21 protein-coding genes and 1 pseudogene are annotated in these 21,543 nt (G+C 66.3%); 15 read left to right on the top strand and 7 right to left on the bottom strand.

Annotation, left to right across the window (positions count from 1 at the left end; translation table 11 throughout):
• Window positions 1-533 (top strand): substrate-binding domain-containing protein (locus ACOMG5_RS08250; protein ID WP_420343318.1); only part of this gene is annotated, 533 nt, incomplete at its 5' end.
• Here ACOMG5_RS08250 and ACOMG5_RS08245 read toward each other — a convergent pair.
• Entirely contained in the window at window positions 530-1,351 is an 822-nt protein-coding gene (locus ACOMG5_RS08245) for an ABC transporter permease (RefSeq protein WP_420343317.1), read from the bottom strand. The two genes, ACOMG5_RS08250 and ACOMG5_RS08245, sit on opposite strands and share 4 nt — an antisense overlap.
• Window positions 1,352-1,469: 118 nt before the next feature.
• Here ACOMG5_RS08245 and cysQ point away from each other — a divergent pair, with 118 nt between their 5' ends.
• From cysQ to ACOMG5_RS08180, 13 genes and pseudogenes are all read left to right on the top strand, one after another.
• Window positions 1,470-2,264: a 3'(2'),5'-bisphosphate nucleotidase CysQ gene (cysQ, locus tag ACOMG5_RS08240; protein WP_420343316.1), complete on the top strand. Its 795-nt coding sequence runs from the start codon at window positions 1,470-1,472 to the stop codon at window positions 2,262-2,264.
• Window positions 2,264-3,064, top strand: a complete 801-nt coding sequence (locus tag ACOMG5_RS08235) for a 3-deoxy-manno-octulosonate cytidylyltransferase (protein WP_420343315.1) — start codon at window positions 2,264-2,266, stop codon at window positions 3,062-3,064. Before cysQ ends, ACOMG5_RS08235 begins: the two co-directional genes overlap by 1 nt.
• 264 nt (window positions 3,065-3,328) lie before the next feature.
• Window positions 3,329-5,067 (top strand): annotated as a pseudogene (locus ACOMG5_RS08230) (type I secretion system permease/ATPase).
• A complete protein-coding gene (locus ACOMG5_RS08225; RefSeq protein WP_420343314.1) occupies window positions 5,064-6,353 on the top strand; it encodes an HlyD family type I secretion periplasmic adaptor subunit in 1,290 nt (429 codons plus the stop codon). Before ACOMG5_RS08230 ends, ACOMG5_RS08225 begins: the two are co-directional and overlap by 4 nt.
• A 186-nt stretch (window positions 6,354-6,539) precedes the next feature.
• On the top strand, window positions 6,540-7,853 hold the full coding sequence (locus tag ACOMG5_RS08220) for a replication-associated recombination protein A (protein ID WP_420343313.1): 1,314 nt from the start codon (window positions 6,540-6,542) through the stop codon (window positions 7,851-7,853).
• A 45-nt stretch (window positions 7,854-7,898) separates the two neighbouring features.
• Complete coding sequence (gene crcB / locus ACOMG5_RS08215) at window positions 7,899-8,279, top strand: fluoride efflux transporter CrcB (RefSeq protein WP_420343312.1); 381 nt, start codon at window positions 7,899-7,901, stop codon at window positions 8,277-8,279.
• On the top strand, window positions 8,276-9,331 hold the full coding sequence (locus ACOMG5_RS08210) for an RluA family pseudouridine synthase (RefSeq protein WP_420343311.1): 1,056 nt from the start codon (window positions 8,276-8,278) through the stop codon (window positions 9,329-9,331). The genes crcB and ACOMG5_RS08210 overlap by 4 nt, the downstream gene beginning before the upstream one ends.
• On the top strand, window positions 9,328-9,984 hold the full coding sequence (locus ACOMG5_RS08205; protein ID WP_420343310.1) for an HAD-IA family hydrolase: 657 nt from the start codon (window positions 9,328-9,330) through the stop codon (window positions 9,982-9,984). The genes ACOMG5_RS08210 and ACOMG5_RS08205 overlap by 4 nt, the downstream gene beginning before the upstream one ends.
• Window positions 9,981-10,694, top strand: coding sequence for an ATP12 family chaperone protein (locus tag ACOMG5_RS08200; RefSeq protein ID WP_420343309.1), 714 nt, complete (start codon window positions 9,981-9,983; stop codon window positions 10,692-10,694). Before ACOMG5_RS08205 ends, ACOMG5_RS08200 begins: the two co-directional genes overlap by 4 nt.
• 208 nt (window positions 10,695-10,902) lie before the next feature.
• Window positions 10,903-11,919 (top strand): amino acid ABC transporter substrate-binding protein, encoded by a 1,017-nt coding sequence (locus ACOMG5_RS08195; RefSeq protein ID WP_420343308.1) that lies wholly within the window; start codon window positions 10,903-10,905, stop codon window positions 11,917-11,919.
• Between the two features lie 127 nt (window positions 11,920-12,046).
• Complete coding sequence (locus ACOMG5_RS08190) at window positions 12,047-13,312, top strand: amino acid ABC transporter permease (RefSeq protein ID WP_420343307.1); 1,266 nt, start codon at window positions 12,047-12,049, stop codon at window positions 13,310-13,312.
• Between the two features lies 1 nt (window position 13,313).
• Window positions 13,314-14,630, top strand: coding sequence for an amino acid ABC transporter permease (locus ACOMG5_RS08185; protein WP_420343306.1), 1,317 nt, complete (start codon window positions 13,314-13,316; stop codon window positions 14,628-14,630).
• 28 nt (window positions 14,631-14,658) lie between these two features.
• Window positions 14,659-15,408, top strand: a complete 750-nt coding sequence (locus tag ACOMG5_RS08180) for an amino acid ABC transporter ATP-binding protein (RefSeq protein ID WP_420343361.1) — start codon at window positions 14,659-14,661, stop codon at window positions 15,406-15,408.
• Between the two features lie 23 nt (window positions 15,409-15,431).
• On the opposite strand, the gene ACOMG5_RS08175 is transcribed toward ACOMG5_RS08180, so the two are convergent.
• From ACOMG5_RS08175 to argB, 3 genes are read right to left on the bottom strand one after another with little or no spacing between them, the layout of a single operon-like run.
• Window positions 15,432-15,953, bottom strand: coding sequence for a SixA phosphatase family protein (locus ACOMG5_RS08175; RefSeq protein ID WP_420343305.1), 522 nt, complete (start codon window positions 15,951-15,953; stop codon window positions 15,432-15,434).
• Complete coding sequence (locus ACOMG5_RS08170) at window positions 15,950-16,549, bottom strand: ferredoxin (protein ID WP_420343304.1); 600 nt, start codon at window positions 16,547-16,549, stop codon at window positions 15,950-15,952. Before ACOMG5_RS08170 ends, ACOMG5_RS08175 begins: the two co-directional genes overlap by 4 nt.
• Window positions 16,546-17,424 (bottom strand): acetylglutamate kinase, encoded by an 879-nt coding sequence (gene argB, locus ACOMG5_RS08165; RefSeq protein WP_420343360.1) that lies wholly within the window; start codon window positions 17,422-17,424, stop codon window positions 16,546-16,548. The genes ACOMG5_RS08170 and argB overlap by 4 nt, the downstream gene beginning before the upstream one ends.
• Before the next feature lie 133 nt (window positions 17,425-17,557).
• Here argB and ACOMG5_RS08160 point away from each other — a divergent pair, with 133 nt between their 5' ends.
• Window positions 17,558-18,286: an SDR family NAD(P)-dependent oxidoreductase gene (locus ACOMG5_RS08160; protein WP_420343303.1), complete on the top strand. Its 729-nt coding sequence runs from the start codon at window positions 17,558-17,560 to the stop codon at window positions 18,284-18,286.
• 11 nt (window positions 18,287-18,297) lie between these two features.
• Here the strand turns inward: ACOMG5_RS08160 and yihA are convergent, their stop codons facing one another.
• Genes yihA through yidC form a run of 3 tightly spaced genes read right to left on the bottom strand, consistent with a single transcriptional unit; the run spans window position 18,298 to window position 21,538 of the window.
• Window positions 18,298-18,948, bottom strand: a complete 651-nt coding sequence (gene yihA / locus ACOMG5_RS08155; protein WP_420343302.1) for a ribosome biogenesis GTP-binding protein YihA/YsxC — start codon at window positions 18,946-18,948, stop codon at window positions 18,298-18,300.
• Entirely contained in the window at window positions 18,948-19,700 is a 753-nt protein-coding gene (locus ACOMG5_RS08150; RefSeq protein ID WP_420343301.1) for an MOSC domain-containing protein, read from the bottom strand. Before ACOMG5_RS08150 ends, yihA begins: the two co-directional genes overlap by 1 nt.
• Entirely contained in the window at window positions 19,697-21,538 is a 1,842-nt protein-coding gene (yidC, locus tag ACOMG5_RS08145; protein ID WP_420343300.1) for a membrane protein insertase YidC, read from the bottom strand. Before yidC ends, ACOMG5_RS08150 begins: the two co-directional genes overlap by 4 nt.
• Window positions 21,539-21,543 lie beyond the last annotated feature (5 nt).

Raw genomic sequence — 21,543 nt, 5'->3', positions numbered from 1 at the left:
GCATCTCGCACCGGCGGGCGGGGCGGGCGATGGCGGAGGCGATCGTGAAGGCGGGGTACCGCCGGATCGGCTTCCTCGGCACGAAGATGCCGGACGATCACCGGGCGCGCAAGCGGCTGGAGGGGTTCACCGAAGGCCTTGCGGAAGCAGGCCTCGCGCTCGCGGATACGGAATTCTATCAGGGCGGCTCCGCGCTCATGAAGGGCCGCGAGATGACCGAGGCGATCCTGACGCGCAACCCCGATCTGGACTTCCTCTATTACTCCAACGACATGATCGGGGCCGGTGGCCTGCTGTGGTGTCTGGAGAACGGCTATGACGTGCCGGGGCGGCTGGGCCTTGCCGGGTTCAACGGCGTCGATCTTCTGGAAGGCCTGCCGCGGCGCCTCGCGACGATGGATTCGTGCCGCCGCGAGATCGGGCGCAAGGCCGCCGAGATCATCGCCGGCCGCCCGCATTCCGGCCTGATCGGCGGCGAGGTGATCGAGCTCACCCCGGTGCTGCAGCTCGGCGATACGATCCGCAAGGCCTAACGCCGCGCGCTCCAGCTGATCGAGGCGCGCTGGCGGGTGTAGAATTCGCCCATCAGCCCCAGCATCAGCACGGCCACGCCGAACCAGAGCGGATAGTGCCAGTTCGAGAAATGCGGGTTGTAGTTGATGAAAGCGTAGCCACGCGACTGGTCTATGGTGTGAAACAGCGGGTTCCAGTCGAACAGGACCAGCGTCTTGTGCGGCAGGGTGTTGGCAAGGAACATCTTGCCCGAGGTGATCATGTTGGTCCGGGCATAGACCTGCTGGATCATGGCCACGGTCCCCGGCGCCCAGGGCTTCATCGCCAGGAACAGGACGCCGAACGCCACGCCGGTGAACCAGGACAGAAGCAGCATGCCGAGCGTGCCCACCCAGTTGTCGATCGTGATCGGCACGAAGGCTGCATGATACACATAGAGGATGACCGTGGCCGAAAGCAGCTGCAGGTAAAGTGCGCCCAGAGCCGCGGAGGCGATGGAAACCGCCGTGGTCATCGGTGCGTGTTTCATGATCGCAGAGGTCGGGCTTTCGGAGCCGAAGACGGCGCCCATCGCCCGCGTATGGGTCATGAACAGGAAGATCCCGGTCATGATATAGAGCACGAAATCGCCGCGGATCGCGGCATGCCGCATGCCCAGAATCGTCATCAGGAAATAGAACGTCAGAATCAGCAGTACCGTCTGGAAAATGTTGCGCAAAAGCCCGAGCACCGCATTGCCCTGCGAGCGGCGGATGTTGCGCACCGTGGCATGATAGACCAGTTCCATCACCGCGAGGGCGGAGCCTGTGGCCGTGCTGCTCTGTTCCCGTCTGAACATGCCGTCTCCGTAACCGGGCCTGGCCATCGTCGCACAGATGGGTTGCCGTTCCCTTGACGCCGGATCATAAGTTCACCGCCGGTCGCAGACAACCGGCCGCCCTGCGGAGGAGAGCGACATGGACTACGACCGCCTGGTAACCGTGATGCGCCGCCTGGCGCTCGAGGCCGGGGACCGGATCATGGAGATCTACGCAGCGCCCGATTTCGCGGTGCGCGCGAAATCCGATGCCTCCCCGGTGACGGAGGCCGACGAGGCCGCCGATGCCCTGATCTCCGAGGGGCTGGCCGAGGCTTTCCCGCCGGTTCCGCTCGTCACCGAGGAGCAGTCCGCCAGCCACGCCCAGCACGTCAGCACCTTCCTGATCGTGGATCCGCTGGACGGGACCAAGGAATTCGTGCAGCGCCGGGGCGATTTCACCGTGAACATCGCTTATGTCGAGGATGGTGTGCCGGTCCGCGGCGTGGTCTATGCGCCGGCGAAGGGGCGGCTGTTCTACACGCTGGCCGATGGCCGGTCGGTGGAGGAGGAGGGCCCCTTCGACAAGGAGCGCCCCGGCGCCCGGAAGCCGCTCTCGGTCTCGATGCCGGACAACCGCGGGCTGATGGTCGTTGCCTCCAAATCGCACCGCGATCAGGCGACGGACGATTACATTGCCCGCTATGCGGTGCGGGACCTGACCTCCGCAGGCTCCTCGCTCAAATTCTGCCTGGTGGCGGCGGGGGAGGCGGATCTCTATCCGCGCCTCGGGCGCACCATGGAATGGGATACGGCGGCGGGCGATGCGGTGCTGCGCGGCGCGGGCGGACAGATGGTCCGGCTGGAGGATCACGCCCTCTTCGTCTATGGCAAACCCGGTTTCGAGAACCCCTTCTTCATCGCCCATGCTCCGGGCGTTCTTCTGGTGAAATGATGTCTGTCCTGATCGTAATTCCCGCCCGCTATGCCTCCACCCGCTATCCGGCGAAGCCGCTCGTAGCGCTCACCGGTGCCACCGGTGAGGCGCGGACCCTGATCCGGCGCAGCTGGGACGCTGCCTGCGCCGTGCAGGGCGTGGACCGGGTCGTGGTGGCCACAGACGACGCGCGGATCAAGGCCGAGGCAGAGGGCTTCGGCGCTGAGGTGGTGATGACTTCGCCCGATTGCGCCAACGGGACCGAGCGTTGCGCCGAGGCGCTGGCGGTCCTGGGCGGGGGCTACGACATCGTGGTGAACCTGCAAGGCGATGCGCCGCTGACGCCTGCCTGGTTCGTGGAGGAACTGGTGGCGGGGCTGCGCGCCAACCCCTGGGCAGAGCTGGCGACGCCGGTGCTGCGCTGCGAGGGCGCGATGCTCGACAGCCTGCGCGAGGACCGTGCCCAGGGCCGCGTCGGCGGCACCACGGCGGTCTTTGGCGCGGGCAACCGGGCGCTGTATTTTTCCAAGGAAGTCGTGCCCTATACCGGCAAGGGCTATGGCGCCGAAGAGCCGACCCCGGTGTTCCATCACGTCGGCGTCTATGCCTACCGGCCGGAGACGCTGTCGGCCTATCCGGGCTGGGTGGCGGGGCCGCTGGAAGGGCTCGAGGGGCTGGAGCAGCTGCGGTTTCTGGAAAATCACCGCCCGGTTCTGTGCGTGGAGGTCGAGGCGCGCGGCCGCCAGTTCTGGGAGCTGAACAACCCCTCCGACGTGCCGAAAATCGAGGCGATGATGGCCGAGATGGGCCTCGCCTGAGGCCTTTGCATCCGGGCAATACGCAGGGCCGCTCTGCGGGGCGGCCCTGTTTCGTTATCCGGAAGTCATTCATAGTTTAAGCAATTTTGACCATTTACCGCGCCTTCACGGCTGTGGTGCCAATCTCGCCGCGACGGGGTGCGCCCCGAAGGTTTGAGACAATCCGAGCTGTCCTGTGGGCCGATCCTGCGTCCGTCCCCGCCGCCCTTCGGCGCGGGGGGCGGCGCCATTTGGCCCCGGCGGCGGCGCGGGCGGGGAGTGAGCATGGCACGACCATTTTCGGATGCGCACGGACGGGCGGAATTGCGGCAGGTGCTCGGGCGGCAGCGGGTGCTGTTGCTCCTGGTCGTGCTGTTTTCGGCTTTCGTGAACCTGCTCATGATTACCGGCCCACTGTTCATGATGCAGGTCTACGACCGCGTCCTGGGCAGTGGGTCCGAAGCCACCCTGCTGGCGCTTTTCGTGCTGGTGAGCTTTCTCTACGGCTCCATGGCGGTGCTGGATGTGGTGCGAAGCCAGATCCTCGCGCGCGCGGGGATACGGTTCCAGGCGGCGCTCGACAGGCGGGTCTTCGACGCCGCGCTGCGCCGGCAGGCGCTGGTCCCGGATGACCCGGCGGCGATGTCGGGCGAACGGGACGTGGATGCCTTGCGGTAGTTCCTCGGCTCCTCCGTGGTGCTGGCGCTGGTGGACCTGCCATGGACGCCGCTGTTCCTGGCCGGGATCTTCTTCTTTCATCCGGCGATGGGGGGGCTTGCCGTTGCCGGGGGGTGATCCTGCTGGCCCTGGCCCTAGCGAACCAGGTGACGACCGGGCGCAAGCGCAGCGAAGCCGCGCGCGCCGGGATCGCGACCGACCGTCTGGCCGCACAGTTCCGTGCCGAGGCGGGGCCCTTGGGCGCGCTTGGCATGCGCCGGGCAGCGCATGATCGCTGGGAGGGGGCGCGTGGCGATATGCTGCAGCGCACCGCCGCTGCCGGAGATCTGGGCACCGTCTTCGGTTCGGCCACGAAGATTTTCCGGCAGTTCCTCCAGTCGGCCATGCTCGCATTGGGCGCCTGGCTGGTGCTGCGCCACGAAGTCTCTTCCGGGGTGATGATCGCCTCGTCGGTGCTGCTGGGCCGCGCTCTCGCCCCGGTCGAGACGCTGGTGGGGCAGTGGAGCCTGATGCAGGCGGCGCGCCTGTCCTGGGCGCGGCTCGGGCATCTCCTTGCCGGAGAGGCCCGAAACCGTGCGCCGATGCCGCTCACCCGCCCTGCGGCGCGGCTGCAGGTGGAGGAACTGGTTCTCGTGCCTCCGGGAGACAGGCTGCCGGTGCTGCACAGGGTGAGCTTCGCAGTGGAGCCCGGAAATGCCGTGGGGGTGATCGGGGCATCTGCCGCCGGAAAATCCTCGCTTGCGCGGGCGCTCACCGGGATCTGGCCTCCCGCTGGCGGTGCGATCCGGCTCGGCGGCGTATCCATCGAACAATATGGCGAGGAGACATTGGGCGCTTTGGTCGGCTATCTGCCGCAACGGGTCAGCCTGTTCGACGGGACGCTCGCGGAGAATATAGCCCGCTTGTCGCCCGATTACGATTCGCAGGCCGTTCTGCGCGCCGCGCAGCGCGCCGGGGCGCATGAGATGATCCTCGGCTTCCCCGATGGCTACAATACCCGGATTACCGCGGAGGGCGGGCGCCTCTCGGGCGGCCAGCTGCAGCGGATCGGGCTTGCGCGCGCGCTCTATGGCGATCCGGTCCTGCTCGTGCTGGACGAGCCGAATTCGAACCTCGACAATGAAGGATCCATGGCGATCAACGCGGCAATCCGCGATGTGAAGGCGATGGGAGGTGTGGCGCTGATCATGGCGCACCGCCCGGCGGCGCTTCAGGAATGCGATCTGTTGCTGATGCTGGAACGTGGACGCCAGGCCGCTTTCGGCGCGCGCGACGAAATCCTGCGCGAAAGGGTGCGCATGGCGAGCAACGTCACCCCGGCGAGCCGCGCCGGAGGCCTGTCATGACCGGTTCGGTGACCAGGCCGGTGATTGCCGGCTTTGCCATGCTGGCCGTGCTCGTGCTGGGGCTGGGAGGCTGGGCTGCGTTTTCCTCCATTGCGGGGGCGGTGGTCGCCTCTGGCCGGGTCGAAGTGCAGAACCAGCGCCAGATCCTGCAGTATCTCGACGGCGGGATGGTCGAAAAACTGTTCGTGAAGGAAGGCGATGTGGTGGCGGCCGGGCAGCCGATCCTGCAGATCGACGGTACGGCTCTGCTGTCGGAGCGGGCGATGACGGATGCGCAATATTTCGAGGTTCTGGCCCGGAGCGGGCGCCTGGAAGCGGAGCGCGATGGCCGCCAGGATCTGGAATTTCGCCCGGAGCTGCGGGATCGCGCCGCCATGGATGCATCGGTCGCCGAGCTGATGCGGGGCCATGTCTCCCTGTTCGCGGCGCGGGCGCAGACGCTCTCGGGCCAGCGCGAACAGATGAACGAGCGGATCGCGCAGATCGAGAGCCAGCTGTCGGGCTATGCCGCGCAGATCGCCTCGCTGGAGCGGCAGGAGGCCCTGATCGCGCGTGAGGTGGCCGATAAGCGCAGCCTGCTCGAACGCGGCCTGGCACAAGCCTCGACGGTCATGGCACTGGACCGGGAGGCCGCGCGGCTCGGCGGGGACCGGGGCGCGCTGATTGCGCAGATGGCCGAAGCCCGGGGCCGTATCGTGGAAACCCGCCTCGAAATCCTCAATCTCGACGCGAAGCGGCGCGAGGATGCCACGACGGAGCTGCGCGACCTCGGCGTGCAGGCCTTGCAGCTGGCCGAAAAACGCGCGTCGCTTTCCGAGCAGATCGCGCGGCTGGAAGTGCGTGCCCCTGTTGGCGGTACGCTCTATGGCCTGAGCGTTGCCGGCCCGTCTGCGGTGGTGCGCCCGGCCGAAACGCTGGGCTATGTCGTGCCGCTGGACCGGCCTCTGGTGGTGATGGCGCGCGTGTCCCCGAACGATATCGACAATGTCCACCCCGGGCAGCTGGCCAAGCTGCGCTTTACTGCGTTTTCCAGCCGGATGACCCCGGAGCTCACGGGCGCGGTGATGGTGGTGTCTGCCGATGCCTTTGAGGATGAGGCAAGCCGACAGAGCTACTTCCGCGCCGAGATTGCGCTCGATCCGCAGGAGACCGCGAAGCTCGGCGCGGTGCAGGTGCTGCCGGGGATGCCGGTCGAGGTGATGCTCGCGACTGGAAGCCGTTCGGCGATGAGCTATCTCATGAAACCGGTGACGGATTACTTCGCCCGCGCGTTCCGCGAAAGCTGATCGCGCGCGCTGCACCTTTTCGGGGGGATCCTTCCGGCCCGGCGCGCTGCTTCGGGCCAGGGTGGCTCCATCTGATCCGGCTGCCGCCCGGCGCCATCCCCCGCAATGCGGCCCATGCCTCATGCCCGAGCCGAGAGATCTTCCCTTTTCCGGCCGGAGAGCATTCATTGGGCGAAAGAGGATGCCATGCCCGATCTGTTCGATACGCCTAAATCCGAGAACTCTGTGCCGGAGGCGCCGCGCCCGCTTGCGGACCGGATCCGCCCGCAATCCCTGTCCGAGGTGATCGGGCAGGAGCAGGTGCTGGGGCCGGAAGGGCCGCTCGGCGCGATGCTGGCGGCCGGGTCGCTCTCCTCGGTCATCCTCTGGGGGCCGCCCGGGGTTGGCAAGACCACGATCGCGCGGCTACTCGCCCATGCCACAGATCGCCATTTCGTGCAGATCTCGGCGATCTTTACCGGCGTGCCGGAGCTGCGAAAGGTGTTCGATGCCGCCCGGCTGCGCCGCGAGCAGGGCCGCGGCACCTTGCTGTTCGTCGATGAGATCCACCGCTTCAACAAGGCCCAGCAAGACAGCTTCCTGCCCCATATGGAGGACGGCACGATCCTGCTTGTGGGGGCCACCACGGAAAACCCCTCGTTCGAGCTCAATGCCGCCGTGCTCTCGCGCGCACAGGTGGTGGTGCTGGAGCGCCTGAGCCTTGGAGACCTCGAGCGCCTCGCGCAGCGCGCCGAACAGACTCTCGGCCGTGCCCTGCCGCTGAAGGGGCCCGCGCGTGAGGCGCTACTGGAGATGGCCGATGGGGATGGCCGGGCGCTTCTGAACCTGATCGAGCAGGTGATGGCCTGGAAGCTTGCGCAGCCGCTCGATACCCAGGCGCTCGGGCAACGGCTGGCCCGGCGCGCGGCAAAATACGACAAATCCGGGGATGAGCATTACAACCTCATTTCCGCGCTGCACAAATCGGTGCGGGGCTCGGATCCGGATGCGGCGCTTTATTGGTTCGCGCGGATGCTGGAGGGGGGCGAGGATCCGCGCTATCTGGCGCGGCGTCTGATCCGGATGGCGGTGGAAGATATCGGCCTCGCCGATCCGCAGGCGCAGACACACGCGCTCCATGCCTGGGAAACCTATGAGCGGCTGGGCTCGCCCGAGGGCGAGCTCGCGCTGGCGCAGGCGGTCGTCTATCTCGCGCTCGCGCCGAAATCCAATGCGGGCTATGCCGCCTACAAGGCGGCGCGGGCGCTGGCCAAAAAGACCGGCTCCGAGCCGCCGCCGAAGCATATCCTCAATGCCCCGACCCGCCTGATGGAGGAGCAGGGCTATGGCGCGGGCTATGCCTATGACCATGACGCGGAGGATGGCTTTTCCGGGCAGAACTATTTCCCGGAGGGCCTGCGCCGGCCGGTGCTCTATGCGCCCGTGGAGCGCGGCTTCGAGCGCGAGTTGAAGAAGCGGGTGGAATGGTTTGCCAAGCTGCGCGAGAAGCGCAACGGTTGACATTCCCTCCGCGCCTGGGGCACTGGCCGTGAAAAGGAGAGATCCATGATGTTCACCGCAGCCCAGATCGCGATCGGCGGCGCCGCCGGCGCCGTGCTGCGCTATCTGGCCGGGGTGGGGGTGATGCGCCTGTTCGGGCCGCAGCCGCTGCCGCTTGGGGTGCTGTTCGTCAATATCGCGGGCTCTCTGGCGATGGGGATGCTGGTGACCTTCCTCGGGCAGAGGGGGCTCACGCAGTGGAACGCCTTCCTGGCGACGGGTGTCCTCGGCGGCTTCACCACGTTTTCGTCCTTCTCGCTGGAGGCCTGGCGGCTACTCGAACGCGGTGACATCGGCCTCGCGGGGCTTTATGTGGGGCTCTCCGTGGCGGTGTCGCTGATGGCACTGGTCGCGGGGGTATATGGGATGCGGTGGGTGCTGGCATGAGCGGTGTGCAACTGATCAAGGTGACCGAGGCCGAGGGCGAGCAGCGGCTCGACCGCTGGCTCAAGAAGCGGTTTCCGCAGCTGAGCCAGATCATGGTCGAGAAGATGTGCCGCAAGGGCGAGCTGCGCGTGGATGGCGGCCGGGTGAAGGCCAATGCGCGGGTGGCGCCGGGGCAGGAGGTGCGGGTGCCGCCACTGCCCGATGCCGCGCCGCGCCGCGCCGAGGAGCGCCGCGAGGGCCGGGTGATCTCTGATATCGATGCCGATATGATCCAGGCCTGCGTGCTGTGGAAGGACGAGCATATCATCGCGCTGAACAAGCCGCCGGGCCTGCCCTCGCAGGGCGGTTCGGGGCAGGGCGACCGGCATGTGGACGGGCTGCTCGATGCGCTGCGCTTCGGCTACAAGGACCGGCCGAAAATGGTGCACCGGCTGGACAAGGATACCTCGGGCGTGCTGCTGATCGCGCGCACCGACCGGATCGCGCGGGCGCTTTCGGAGGCGTTCCGGTTGAAGACCACGCGCAAGATCTACTGGGCGGCGGTGGCGGGCGTGCCGAGCCCGCGGATGGGCACGGTGCGCTATGGCCTGATGAAGGCGCCGGGCCACGGCCGGGGCGGCGAGGGCGAGAAGATGATCTGTATCCACCCCGCGAAAATCAGCGAATACCCCGACGCGAAGCGCGCCACCACGGATTATGCGGTGCTCGATGCGCTCGGCTCGCGCGCGAGCTGGGTGGCTCTGGTGCCGATCACCGGGCGCACGCACCAGCTGCGGGCGCATATGGCGGAGCTGGGCCATCCGATCATCGGCGATGGCAAATATGGCGGCTCCGGGCAGGAGAACCTCGGCGATGGCTGGGGCGCGCAGCTGGGCGGCGAGATCAGCCGCAAGCTGCACCTCCATGCGCGCCAGATCGCCTTCGACCACCCGATCACGAAGAAGCGCATCACCGTCACCGCGCCCTTGCCCGAGCATATGAAGCGGACGTGGAGGACGCTCGGCTGGCATGAGAACGACGTGCCAGCCGATCCGTTCGAGGAGCTGGAATGAAGCTCGCGATCTTCGACGTGGATGGCACGCTGTCGGACAGTCAGGCCCATATCATTGCTTCGGTGACCTATGGGTTCACCGAGGTTGGGCTGCCGGTGCCGGAGCGCGGGCGGATCCTGTCGATCGTCGGGCTGTCGCTGCCCGAAGCGATGGCGCAGCTGGCCCCGGAGGCCACGGCCGCGCAACGGGCGGGCGTCGTCGAGGCCTACAAGGCGAGCTACAATCTGCAACGCTTGGCGCAGCCGGCGCCGCTCTATCCGGGCGCCGTGGAAACGCTGGACCGGCTGGCGGGGCGGGCGGATATGCTGCTCGGGATCGCCACGGGGAAATCGCGCCGCGGCCTCGATGCGCTTTGCGCGCATCACGGCATCGGCGGCTATTTCTGCACCCGGCAGGTGGCGGATGACCATCCGTCGAAGCCGCATCCGGCGATGATCGGCGCCGCGCTGCGCGAGGCTGGCGTGGAGCCGGGCGCGGCGGTGATGATCGGCGACACCACCTACGACATCGAGATGGGCCGCGCCGCCGGGGTAGCGACCATCGGTGTCGCCTGGGGCTATCATCCGGTGGCCGATCTGCGCTCGGCCGGGGCGCGGGTCATCGTCGAGGATTTCGCCGCGCTGGAGCGTGCGGTGCAGGAGATACTGGCATGAGCGGCTGGGCGCCGAAGCGGTTCTGGAAGGCCGCATCCGTGGTGGAGGCCGAAGGCGGCTATGGCATTGCCCTCGACGGGCGCGCGGTAAAAACGCCCGCGAAGGCGGCGCTGGTCGTGCCGACGCGGGCGCTGGCCGAGGCGCTGGCCGCGGAATGGGAGGCGCAGGCGGAGCTGGTGAACCCGGCCACCATGCCCACCACACGCACCGCCAATTCGGCGATCGACAAGGTCCGCCCGCAGCGCGCCGAAGTGGCGGAGCTGGTTGCGGCCTATGGTGGCACGGACCTGCTGTGCTACCGCGCCGATGCGCCCGATGCGCTGGTTGCGCGCCAGGAAGCGCTCTGGGATCCGCTGCTCGACTGGGCCGCACAGGCGCTGCGGGCGCCACTCGCGGTGACCCGCGGCGTAGTGCCGGTGGCACAATCCGAGGCGGCGCTGGCTGCGCTTCAGGCGGAGGTCGCGGCACTCGATGAATGGCAGCTGTCGGCATTGCATGATCTCGTGGGGCTCACCGGCTCGCTGGTGCTGGGGCTCGCTGTCGCTCATGGCCGGATCCCGGTCGAGGAGGCCTGGACCCTGTCGCGCGTCGACGAAGACTGGCAGGCCGAGCAGTGGGGCCTGGACGAGGAAGCGGCCGAGCACGCCGCGCTGCGGCGCGCAGCGCTGCTGGATGCCGCCCGGTTCTGGGCGCTGCGCCACGCGCAATAGGCCCTGGCTCTCATCCTGAAGCTGCGCGTTGTATGGGCAAATGCCCGTCCTGCAGGCATGTGGCGCCGAAATATTGGCGCGGCGCTCTTGACCTCTCGGTAAGGAATTGCCCACACTGACGGCATTGGGACCTCATGCCCAACAATAGCCAGACCCCATACGGGGCACCACGGACCGCCGCAGTGCGGAAACTCAGGAAGAGGTAGAAATGAAGAAAACGGTATTCTTCGGCGCGCTGGTCGCGGCGGGCCTGGGCGCTGGCCTGGCCTCGGCGGATACGCTCGGCGACGTCAAATCCCGCGGTGTGCTGAACTGCGGCGTGAACACCGGCCTGGTGGGCTTCGCGGCCCCGGATGCGAACGGCAACTGGTCGGGCTTCGACGTGGCACTGTGCAAGGCCGTGGCGGCCGCCGTGCTCGGCGATCCGGCCAAGGTGAAATACGTCCCCACCACCGGCCAGACCCGCTTCACCGCGCTGGCCTCGGGCGAAGTCGATGTCCTCGTGCGCAATACCACCTGGACCTTCTCGCGCGATACCGACCTGAAGATGGATTTTCCGGCGATCAACTACTACGACGGCCAGGGCTTCATGGTGCACAAGGATTCGGGCATCACCTCGGCCAAGCAGCTTGACGGCGCCTCGGTCTGTATCCAGACCGGCACCACCACCGAGCTGAACCTCGCCGACTATTTCAAGGCGAACGGCATGACCTACCAGCCGATCGCGATCGACTCCAACGCCGAAGGCGAGCAGCAGTATATCGCCGGCGCCTGCGACGCCTATACCACGGATGCCTCCGGCCTGGCCGCAACCCGCGCCGCCTTCGCCGATCCGCAGAACCACATCATCCTGCCGGAAATCATCTCCAAGGAGCCGCTCGGGCCGGCCGTGCGCCATGGCGACAGCAACTGGGGCGATGTCGTCCGCTGGACCTTCAACGCGCTGGTCGCCGCCGAGGAATATGGCGTGACCGCGGCCAATGTGGACGAAATGGCCAAGGGCACCGAGAACCCGGAAATCAACCGTCTGCTCGGCGTCGAAGGCGAGCTGGGCAAAATGATGGGCCTGGAGAACGACTGGGCCGTCAAGGCGATCAAGGCTGGCGGCAACTATGGCGAGATCTTCGCCGCGACCATCGGGGAATCCACTCCGATCGGCCTCGCGCGTGGCCTGAACGCGCAGTGGACCCAGGGCGGTCTGCTCTACACGCCGCCGTTCCGCTGAGAACGATCGCGGGGCGCGTCCGGAAGGATGCGCCCCGCTTGCGCAACAGCAACACGACCTGATCCGGCCAAGTCCTTCATAATGCGGGCACAAGCCCGGACGCCGGACAGGAACAGGGGAAGCATACATGACCAGCGCACCCGATGCGCCGGAACACGGGTTCCGGCTGAGTCAGCTCATATACGACACCCGCTACCGATCGCTGACCATCCAGGTGGTCGTGTTGTTTCTGGTCATGGCCGGCGCGGCCTGGCTCGTGGACAACACGATCCGGAACCTGAATGTCCTCGGCAAGGATTTCAATTTCGGCTTCCTGAGCAACCGCGCGGGCTATGACATTGCGCAGTATCTGATCCCCTATTCGAACGACAGCACGCATGGCCGGGCGATGCTGGTCGGGCTGCTGAACACGCTCTGGATTTCCGTGCTCGGCTGCATCACCGCGACGGCGATCGGCATCGTCGTCGGCGTGCTGCGGCTGTCGCCGAACTGGCTCGTGTCGCGGCTGATGACGATCTATGTGGAAACCTTCCGCAACATCCCGCTGCTGCTGTGGATCCTGGTGGCGATCGCGATGCTGACCGAAGCCGCACCCGCGCCGAATGCCTACAAGATCAACCCGGCCACGGGCACCGCCAATGCCTCCATGATCCTGTTCGATTCGGTCGCCTTTACGAATCGCTACACCGCGATCCCGAGCGGGGATTTCGCCCGCTCGCTCGGGGTGCTCGATACGCCGCTTGCGCCGATCTCGCTGGACTGGCTGGCGGTTCTGGTGGTCCTGGGCCTCTCGATCTGGGCGAAGCGGCGCTTCACCCACTGGGCGGATGCGGTGCAGGAAAAGACCGGCAAGCGGCCGAAAACCTGGTGGGGCAGCATCCTGATCGTGCTGTTGCCGGTGGCGCTCCTGCTGGGCGCGCTTGGCTTCAGCATGCATGAGCCAGAGCTGAAGGGCTTCAACTTCGTCGGCGGCACCAATGTGTCGAACTCCTTCGTGGCGCTCTGGGCGGGGCTGTCGCTCTATACCGGGGCCTTTATCGCCGAAATCGTGCGCGCGGGCATCATGGCAGTCTCGCGCGGGCAGTCGGAGGCGGCCTTCGCACTCGGCCTGCGGCCGGCGCGCACGATGAGCCTCGTGATCCTGCCGCAGGCGCTGCGCGTGATCGTGCCGCCGCTGATCTCGCAGTTCCTGAACCTGACCAAGAACTCCTCGCTGGCCATCGCCGTAGGCTACATGGACCTGCGCGGCACGCTGGGCGGCATCACGCTGAACCAGACCGGCCGCGAGCTGGAATGCATCTTGCTGATGATGTTGATCTATCTCGCGATTTCGCTGGCCATTTCCGGCGCGATGAACCTGTACAACAAATCCGTCCGGCTGAAGGAGCGTTGAGATGATCGGGAAAACCTCCCCCAACGCCCCCTTCGTGCGCAAGACCATGCTCCAGGCGGAGCCGCCGCCCGCCCGCGATTCCGGCGTGGTGAAATGGCTGCGCGAGAACCTGTTCTCCGGCTGGACCAACACCATCCTCACGCTGATCGGCGCGGTGCTGATCTATGTGCTCGTCAGCCATTTCGCGCCCTGGTTCCTGCATGGGGTCTGGAACGCGGACTCGCTCGCGCAATGCCGGCAGATCGTCGCCGAACGCTGGGGCGAGGGCGCCAGCGGCGCCTGCTGGGCCGTGATCCGGGCGCGCTGGACGCAGTTCATGTTCGGCTTCTATCCGCCCGCGCTCTACTGGCGGCCGGTGCTGGTCTTCGTGCTGCTGTTCGCGGCGATCGCGCCGGTGCTGTTCTCCGAACTGCCGCGCAAGCTGCTGTGGCTCACGCTCAGCTATCCTCTGCTGGCGATCTGGCTGCTCTGGGGCGGCTCGATCTGGCCGGTGGCGATGATTGCCGTGGGCTTCGGCCTCGGCGCGCTGGCGTTCCGCCTGCTGGCGGCGCGCAGCGCCATCCTCGGCGGGATCGCCGCGGTGCTGGTCCCGATCCTGTTCTGGCTGTTTCTCAGCGGGCCGATCGACGATCTGCTCTCGGGCATCGTGCCGCTCGCGCTCGAGCCGGTGCCCTCGCGGCAGTTCGGCGGCTTCCTGCTCGCCATCGTCATCGGCGCGGGCGGCATCGCCATGTCGCTGCCGCTGGGCATCATCCTGGCGCTCGGCCGGCAATCGGACATGATGCTGATCAAGGCCTTCTCGGTGGGCTTCATCGAATTCATCCGGGGCGTGCCGCTGATCACCCTGCTGTTCGTGGCCTCGCTGCTGCTGAACTACTTCCTGCCGCCGGGGACGAATTTCGACATCATCCTGCGGGTGATGATTCTCGTCACGCTGTTCTCCGCGGCCTATATCGCCGAGGTGATCCGCGGCGGCCTTGCGGCGCTGCCGCGCGGCCAGTACGAGGCGGCCGACGCCCTCGGCCTGGATTACTGGAAGGCGCAGCGGCTGATCATCCTGCCGCAGGCGCTGAAAATCTCCATCCCGGGCATCGTCTCGACCTTCATCGGCATGTTCAAGGATACGACGCTGGTCACCTTCGTCGGCCTGTTCGATCCGCTGAAGTCGATCCCCGATACGATTCGCGCCGATTTCGCCTGGAAGGGGATCTACTGGGAGCCCTTCGTCTTCGTCGGTGCCCTGTTCTTCCTCTTCAACTTCAGCATGTCGCGTTATTCGATGTATCTCGAGCGCAAGCTGAAGCGTGACCATCGCTAAGGAGCCTCTCATGTCGCAAGCCCAGAAAATGCAGGTCTCCGACGAGATCGCCGTCCAGCTGATCCAGATGAACAAGTGGTACGGCCAGTTCCACGTGCTGCGCGATATCGACCTCACGGTCATGCGCGGCGAGCGGATCGTCATCGCCGGGCCCTCGGGGTCGGGGAAATCCACGATGATCCGCTGCATAAACCGCCTCGAAGAGCACCAGTCGGGCCAGATCATCGTCGATGGCACCGAGCTGACCTCGGATCTGAAGAACATCGACAAGGTCCGCTCCGAGGTGGGCATGGTGTTCCAGCACTTCAACCTGTTCCCGCATCTGACCATTCTGGAGAACTGTACCCTCGCGCCGATCTGGGTGCGCAAAGTGCCGAAGAAGGAAGCCGAGGAAACGGCGATGTATTTCCTAGAGAAGGTGAAAATCCCCGATCAGGCGCATAAATACCCGGGCCAGCTTTCGGGCGGGCAGCAGCAGCGGGTGGCGATCGCGCGCTCGCTGTGCATGCGGCCGCGGATCATGCTGTTCGACGAACCCACATCGGCGCTCGATCCGGAGATGATCAAGGAGGTGCTGGACACGATGATCCAGCTCGCCGAGGAGGGGATGACAATGCTCTGCGTGACCCATGAAATGGGCTTTGCGCAGGCGGTGGCGAACCGGGTGATCTTCATGGCCGAGGGTCAGATCATCGAGCAGAACAACCCGCACGACTTCTTCCACAACCCGCAGAGCGAGCGCACGAAGCAGTTCCTCAGCCAGATTCTCGGGCATTGAGAAGGGGGCTTCGGCCCCCTTTCCTATTTGCTCCGGTTCGAGGGGGTGAAGAAGTCCAGCATGGAGCCGAACCCGGGCCGGACCTGTGCCCAGCTGTCAATCTGGAAATCCACGATCAGGGTGGCGCAGGTCGGGTATTTGCGGAAATCCGGATCGAAGATCGGCCGGGAGGGCAGCATGGCCGCCAGCGTGGCGATGCCGGGATTGTGCCCGATCATCATCACCGTGGGCTGAGCAGCCGTCTTCAGCACGGAGATCATCATCTCCGGCGTGGCATGGTACAGCTCGTCGATATAGCGGATCTCGGGCAGGGTCTCCAGCACCGCGGCCTGCACGCCGTCCCAGGTCTCGCGCGTGCGCAGCGCGGTGGAGCAGAGCACCTCTTCGGGCTCCAGCCCGCGCGAGGCCAGAAAATCCCCGAGCTCGCGCGCCGCCGCCTGGCCACGGGCATTCAGGGGGCGGTCGATGTCGGCCATGTCCGAGTCGTCCCAGCTCGATTTTGCATGGCGCGTGAGGATCAGGCGACGGTATCCTGCTGGTGTCATGTGTGAAAGTGCCTCATATGCCAAGCCGATTGTTGTGGCAGCCTGCCATAGCCGCGGCTGATCGGGCAAGCCCGTCGCGCAGCACATCCCTGCGAGAGGCAATCCGTGCCCCCGAGAGCGGCGTGGCAGGCCGGGACATCATAGCCCTGCGCGGACATGGTTCCGGCAGGGCAGGCGTGCAGGCAGGGCGCGGCGCAGCCGGTGCAGGGAGACTTTGCGGGCAGGGGCAGATCCCGCCGCCCGGGCAGCACGACGGCCCCGCGCAGCGACGCCCAGAGCCCCATCTCCGGATGAACGAGGAGCCGCATCGGGGCGGCGATAAACTGCCCCGAATGCAAAGCCCAGGCATAGAAAGGCGCATGGGGCGGCCCGCCGAAGGGAAAAGCCGCGCGCCCGCCCGCTGCCGCAGCCAGCGCGCCGATCACCCGCGCCGACCAGCGGTCGAGCGGATCCGGCGCGCCATCGGCGAATTCGGGCTGGGCACGCACATGCGCCCAGAACCCGGGCTCGGCCGGCGAGAGCAGCACGATGGTCTCTTCCGCCTCGTGCAGCACGCCCGATACGAACAGCTGATGCGCACCGGCCCCCGGGATCACCGGCGGCGCGGCTTCACCCGCGGCGTGGTCGAGCGGATCATCGAGCCTGCGCCATGTTCGGTGAACAGCTCAAGGAGCACCGCATTCGGCACCCGGCCATCCAGAATCACCACCGCGCGCACGCCTTCCTTCACCGCCTGCAGCGCGGTCTCCACCTTCGGGATCATGCCGCCGGAAATGGTGCCATCTTCGATCATCCCGTTCACTTCTTCGGGCGTCATCTGAGTGATGACATCGCCGGCCTTGTTCTTCACCCCGGCCACATCGGTCAGCAGCAGCAGGCGATCGGCCTGCAAAGCCCCCGCGATGGCGCCCGCGGCGGTATCGCCGTTGACGTTGAAGGTCTCGTTATCCTTCACGCCGGTCGCCACCGGCGCGATCACCGGGATGATGCCCGCGGAGTAGAGGTCGCGGATCACCTGCACGTTCATCTCGACCGGCTTTCCGACGAAACCCAGCTCCGGGTTGTCGGCCTCGCAGACCATCAGGTCGTCGTCCTTGCCGGAGATCCCCACGGCGCGCCCGCCTTGGTCGTTGATCGCCTGCACGATGCGCTTGTTCACCAGGCCCGAGAGGATCATCTCCACGACCTCGACCGTGGCCTTGTCGGTGACCCGCTTGCCGCGCACGAATTCGGACTGGATGCCCAGCTTGCCCAGCATTTCATTGATCATCGGGCCGCCGCCATGGACCACGACCGGGTTCATGCCGACCTGTTTCATCAGCACGATATCGCGGGCGAACTCGGCCATGGCCTCGTCATCGCCCATCGCATTGCCGCCGAATTTCACGACCACCACGGCATCGGTGTAGCGCTGCAGATAGGGAAGCGCCTCGGACAGGGTCCGGGCGGTGGCGGTCCAGTCGCGGTCCATCGTCTGTTTTCTCATCCTCTGCCCCCGGGGAAACCGGGCCAAGTGTTACGGCCAAACATCGGCCCTGCCAAGGGCCAAGGCCATTGCCATCGCCGCGCAGGAGATTAGGTTGGCGGGCAAACAGGAGGCGTGCATGGACGATCGCAAGGTATTGCTGCTGACGGGGGCGAGCCGGGGCATCGGGCATGCCACCGTGAAGCGATTCGCGCGCGAGGGCTGGCGGATCCTGACCTGCTCGCGCCAGCCGTTTTCCGAGAAATGCCCCTGGGGCGGCGCCGAGGACCATATCGTGCTGGACCTCGCCGATCCGAACCAGACCATGGAGGCGATCGAGGATATCCGTGGCCGGCTGAACGGCAAGCTGCATGCGCTGGTGAATAATGCCGGGATCTCGCCGAAGGGGCCGGGCGGGGCGCGGCTGAATTCGATCGAGACCGATCTGCGCACCTGGGGGCAGGTGTTCCACGTCAACTTCTTCGCGCCGATCGTGCTCGCGCGCGGGCTGCAGGACGAATTGTCGGCGGCGCAGGGGGCGGTGGTGAACGTCACCTCCATCGCCGGGTCGCGCGTGCACCCCTTTGCGGGCGCCGCCTATTCCACTTCGAAGGCGGCGCTGAAGGCGCTGACGCGGGAAATGGCGCTGGATTTCGGGCCGCTGGGGGTGCGGGTCAATGCGATTGCGCCGGGCGAGATCGATACCTCGATCCTGTCGCCCGGCACCGAGAAAATCGCCGAGATGCTGCCGCTACGCCGCCTGGGCCAGCCGTCGGAAGTGGCCGACGTGATCTGGTTCCTGTGTAATGACGCGTCGAGCTATGTCACCGGCACGGAAATCGAGGTCAACGGCGGCCAGCACGTCTAGACCCCAGCAGTCTAGACCAGTGTGCAGATGATGCTGCGCAGGATCTCGACGCCTTCGCCCTTCTCTGAGGAGGTGACGACGATCTCCGGATGCGCGGCGGGGTGTTTGGCCAGCGCCCCCTTGACCTGCTCGATCACCTTCTCCCGGTCGGCATTGCTGATCTTGTCGACCTTGGTCAGCACGACCTGAAAGGTCACGGCGGAGCGGTCCAGCAGCGTCAGGATCTCCTCATCGACCTTCTTCACCCCGTGGCGCGCGTCGATCAGCACGAATGCGCGGCGCAGATTCACCCGGCCCGAGAGATAGGCCTTCAGCAGTTCCTGCCATTTCTTCACGATCGGTACCGGCGCTTCGGCGAAGCCGTAGCCCGGCAGGTCCACCAGATAGGGCCCGTCCGTCGTGGTGAAGAAGTTGATCTCCTGAGTCCGGCCCGGGGTGTTCGAGGCCCGCGCCAGGTTCTTGCGGTTGGTCAGCGCATTGATGAGCGACGATTTTCCCACATTGGAGCGCCCGGCGAAGCAGACCTCCAGCCGGTCCCCCGGCGGCATGCCGGACATGGCCACGACGCCTTTCAGGAACTCCACGGGGGCTGCAAACAGCAGCCGGCCGCGCTCGCGGGTGATGTCGTCGGGCTCGGGGGCCAGGGTGAATTGCATCTGCATCACAGGATCTCCACCGCATCGCCGCGGGCAATGGCCCCGGCGCGGGTCACGATGCCGAACTGGCCGAAGGTCTGATCGCCATGGATGGCGCGCAATGCGGCCAGCATGTCCAGATCCTCGCGCCCGGTTTCGGGGTTGGCATGGGTGGCGCGGCAGCGCCCGATCGGTTCGACGATCTCGATTTCGGCGGCGCCAATACGCAGGCGGCGCCCGGTCAGGTCGCGTTCGGCCCAGGGCGCCCAGCCGGAGACCCAAAGGTTCCCGCGGAAGCGGGCAGGGGCCATCGGGATCCCGGTGCGCTCCGCGAGATCCGCGAGCGATGCCATCGACAGGATCGAGAGCCGCCGCTCGCGCTGATCCGTCAGCGCAGTGCCGGGGCGCTCCACCGCGCGCGGGGCGGGCAGGTCCGGCCCCCAGAGAGGCGCGATCCAGCGCATCAGCGCGGCCTGATCCGCCGGCAGGTCGGGGTCGATGCAAAGCGCAGCCAGATCGGGATGGGTGAGCTCTATCCGGCCGTCCTCCCGCACTCGCGCGGTGACGGCCGCGAGCCCCATCGCCGCCACGCCGCGCACGAAATTCATCTTCGAGGCCCAGTCCCGCAACGGGCTTTCGAACTTCGCCTGTGCCGTGGAAACCGCCCAGACCCGGTCAAAAGGCAGAACGCGCCCCTCCGAGAGGGACGCGGTCCGGATTTCCTCATACCCGATCGATTTGATCGGATGCCGGAAGATATGGGCGAGCTCCGCTGTCATTTCTTCTTCGGCGCGGGCTCGGGCTTCTTGCGCTTGAAGCCCGAACGGATGTTGCCGAACAGATCCGGCCGGTGCCCGTGCATCGACATGATCGTGTACTGCTGGATGAAGGTGATCGTGTTGTTCGCGATCCAGTAGAGCACCAGCCCCGAGGCGAAGCTGCCCAGCATGAACATGAACACCCAGGGCATCCAGGCGAAAATCATGGCCTGGCTCGGATCCGTGGGGGCCGGGTTCAGCTTCTGCTGGAACCACATCGAAATCCCCAGCAGGATCGGCAGCACGCCGAGCGAGAACATGAAGAACATCGAGTGCGGCTCGGGCGTCGCGAAGGGCAGCAGGCCGAACAGGTTCAGGATCGAGGACGGATCGGGTGCGGACAGGTCGCGGATCCAGCCGAACCACGGCGCGTGATACAGCTCGATCGTGACGTAGATCACCTTGTAGAGCGAGAAGAAGATCGGGATCTGCAGCAGGATCGGCAGGCAGCCCGCAGCCGGGTTCACCTTGTTCGTCTTGTAGAGCTCCATCATGCCCTGCTGCATCTTCATCCGGTCTCCGCCCGCGGATTCCTTCAGCTTCTCCATCTCGGGCTGCAGCTCCTTCATCTTCGCCATCGAGATGTAGGATTTGCGCGCGAGCGGGAACACGATCAGCTTGATGATGAAGGTCAGCGCGACGATCGCCCAGCCCATGTTGCCGATGGCGCCGTGCAGCCAGTGCAGCAGCCGGAACATCGGCTTCGTCAGGAAGAAGAACCAGCCCCAGTCGATCGAATCGACGAAGCGGGTGATGCCGGTGTCATCCTGATAGTGCTTGATGATTTCCCATTCCTTCGCGCCGGCGAAGAGGCGGGTCTCGGCGCTGGCACTGGCGCCGGGCGCCACCTCCATCACCGGCAGGCGGACTTCGGCCTGATAGATGTTGGCGGAAGGCGTATATTTCACCACCGAGGTGAAGGCCCCATCCGAGGGGACCAGCGTCGTCATCCAGTATTTGTCGGTGAAGCCGATCCAGCCGTTCTCGGTGCCTTGCAGAACATCTGCCTGGCCTTCGCCCTGCACGGCATCGAGCTTGGTGATGTTCTTGTATTTGATTTCCTGCAGCTTGCCGTCGGTCATCCGGACGGCGCCCTCATGCAGCACATAAACGCGCTGGCTGTCCGGGATGCCATGGCGGGCGACAATGCCATAGGGCGCGAGGCGGACCGGCGCGCCGGTTGCGTTCTGCACGCCCTGCGTCACGGTGAACAGGTAATTGTCGTCGACCGCAATCGTCCGGGTGAAGGTCAGGCCCTGGCCGTTGTCCCAGGTGAGGGTGACGGGGGTGGCCGGGGTCAGTTCGGCGCCTTCTGGGGCCGTCCAGACGGTTTTCGGCCCAGGCACGAGAGCCGGATCGAGCCCGCCCGCGGGCGACCAGCCGTAAACGGCATAATAGGGATGCGCCGCGCCTGCTGCCCCCCCGACCGGCGAGAGCAGCCGGACGAGCGGAGAATCTTCGGCAAGCGTTTCCTTGTACTTCTTTAGCGAAAGGTCATCGAACCGGCCGCCCACAAGCGAGATCGAGCCGGTCAGATCCGGCGTGTCGATCTTGACGCGCGGCGCGGCGGCGACGGCCTGTTCTGTCGCGGTCTCGGTGCTGGCTGCGTCGAGCGTCGCACCGGCGACCGTCTCAGCCGTCGGGGCCGTCTGCGGTGCGGTCAGGCCCGCATTCTGTTCAGACGCCGTGGCGTCCTTGCCGGGCGCGGTGGGCGCCGGTGGGAAGAAATAGGTCCACCCGATCAGCACGAGGACCGAAAGCACGGTCGCGATGATGAGGTTCTTGTTCTGGCTTTCCATAGGGG

The sequence above is a fragment of the Paenirhodobacter sp. genome (assembly GCF_041916475.1).
GTDB lineage: Bacteria > Pseudomonadota > Alphaproteobacteria > Rhodobacterales > Rhodobacteraceae > Rhodobacter.
The sequence above is the reverse complement of the archived record's forward strand: the minus strand, read 5'-3'. Positions and strand labels throughout refer to the sequence as shown.

What these genes read in the sequence shown, in the direction of transcription:
- ACOMG5_RS08150 (WP_420343301.1), bottom strand. Translation starts at nt 19,700, where the DNA reads ATGACAGCGGAGCTCGCCCATATCTTCCGGCATCCGATCAAATCGATC.
- ACOMG5_RS08220 (WP_420343313.1), top strand. Translation starts at nt 6,540, where the DNA reads ATGCCCGATCTGTTCGATACGCCTAAATCCGAGAACTCTGTGCCGGAG.
- ACOMG5_RS08245 (WP_420343317.1), bottom strand. Translation starts at nt 1,351, where the DNA reads ATGTTCAGACGGGAACAGAGCAGCACGGCCACAGGCTCCGCCCTCGCG.
- ACOMG5_RS08235 (WP_420343315.1), top strand. Translation starts at nt 2,264, where the DNA reads ATGTCTGTCCTGATCGTAATTCCCGCCCGCTATGCCTCCACCCGCTAT.
- ACOMG5_RS08185 (WP_420343306.1), top strand. Translation starts at nt 13,314, where the DNA reads ATGATCGGGAAAACCTCCCCCAACGCCCCCTTCGTGCGCAAGACCATG.
- ACOMG5_RS08175 (WP_420343305.1), bottom strand. Translation starts at nt 15,953, where the DNA reads ATGACACCAGCAGGATACCGTCGCCTGATCCTCACGCGCCATGCAAAA.
- ACOMG5_RS08195 (WP_420343308.1), top strand. Translation starts at nt 10,903, where the DNA reads ATGAAGAAAACGGTATTCTTCGGCGCGCTGGTCGCGGCGGGCCTGGGC.
- crcB (WP_420343312.1), top strand. Translation starts at nt 7,899, where the DNA reads ATGATGTTCACCGCAGCCCAGATCGCGATCGGCGGCGCCGCCGGCGCC.
- yihA (WP_420343302.1), bottom strand. Translation starts at nt 18,948, where the DNA reads ATGCAGATGCAATTCACCCTGGCCCCCGAGCCCGACGACATCACCCGC.
- ACOMG5_RS08190 (WP_420343307.1), top strand. Translation starts at nt 12,047, where the DNA reads ATGACCAGCGCACCCGATGCGCCGGAACACGGGTTCCGGCTGAGTCAG.
- ACOMG5_RS08180 (WP_420343361.1), top strand. Translation starts at nt 14,659, where the DNA reads ATGCAGGTCTCCGACGAGATCGCCGTCCAGCTGATCCAGATGAACAAG.
- ACOMG5_RS08200 (WP_420343309.1), top strand. Translation starts at nt 9,981, where the DNA reads ATGAGCGGCTGGGCGCCGAAGCGGTTCTGGAAGGCCGCATCCGTGGTG.
- ACOMG5_RS08210 (WP_420343311.1), top strand. Translation starts at nt 8,276, where the DNA reads ATGAGCGGTGTGCAACTGATCAAGGTGACCGAGGCCGAGGGCGAGCAG.
- argB (WP_420343360.1), bottom strand. Translation starts at nt 17,424, where the DNA reads ATGGACCGCGACTGGACCGCCACCGCCCGGACCCTGTCCGAGGCGCTT.
- ACOMG5_RS08205 (WP_420343310.1), top strand. Translation starts at nt 9,328, where the DNA reads ATGAAGCTCGCGATCTTCGACGTGGATGGCACGCTGTCGGACAGTCAG.
- ACOMG5_RS08160 (WP_420343303.1), top strand. Translation starts at nt 17,558, where the DNA reads ATGGACGATCGCAAGGTATTGCTGCTGACGGGGGCGAGCCGGGGCATC.
- yidC (WP_420343300.1), bottom strand. Translation starts at nt 21,538, where the DNA reads ATGGAAAGCCAGAACAAGAACCTCATCATCGCGACCGTGCTTTCGGTC.
- cysQ (WP_420343316.1), top strand. Translation starts at nt 1,470, where the DNA reads ATGGACTACGACCGCCTGGTAACCGTGATGCGCCGCCTGGCGCTCGAG.
- ACOMG5_RS08225 (WP_420343314.1), top strand. Translation starts at nt 5,064, where the DNA reads ATGACCGGTTCGGTGACCAGGCCGGTGATTGCCGGCTTTGCCATGCTG.